The organism is Rhodoplanes sp. SY1 (assembly GCF_046000175.1).
Classification (GTDB): domain Bacteria; phylum Pseudomonadota; class Alphaproteobacteria; order Rhizobiales; family Xanthobacteraceae; genus Rhodoplanes.
Map to the genome: position 1 here is coordinate 1 of NZ_JBEOMB010000415.1, position 549 is coordinate 549.

At 43.9% G+C, this 549-nt stretch carries 1 protein-coding gene; it reads right to left on the minus strand.

Features of this window, described 5'->3' with window-relative positions:
* Positions 1 to 414 (minus strand): hypothetical protein (locus tag ABTU92_RS30045; RefSeq protein WP_408095193.1); only part of this gene is annotated, 414 nt, incomplete at its 3' end.
* Between the last annotated feature and the right edge of the window lie 135 nt (positions 415 to 549).

Consider the following 549-nt stretch of genomic DNA (forward strand, 5'->3'; position numbering starts at 1 on the left):
CTCTTTCCCCCACTTTTCATCTATACTTTGGTGAACGCTCGCCGCTCTAGGTCGAGTCGGGTCGTCTTGAGGATAGTCTATTCTTCGCACAAATCCAAACAAACTGCTTCCGCTGTGGGGGGGAGTAAAGCTAAGCCACCATCGTTCGATATATCTCGTATCTTTTTTGGTTCCATCACGGTAAAGTGTTATTTGAGATATAAAAGGATCCGACTTAACTAAAAAACTATAATCATCTCCTCGGCCAGAGAGAAGGCTCGCGCTCATTCTCTCATCGTACTCAAAATCTCTGTATCTAGATGTTATAATAGACTTAACTTGAGGAAGGTCCATTCCTAGAGAGAAGTCACCTAGCGTAGCTCTTTCAGAAAGGGTCGATGATATAATATATTTCGCACCGAGCGGCAGCTTCACAAAAACCTCGTCCGCCCTTGATGTGTGGGGTATACCAAAAACGATCAACAGCAACGCTAGATACGCAGACTTCCGCATTCCAGCCCCCTCTATTTTATCATTTTAGATTCAGTTCAAGTAGATGCTTCCTAATGA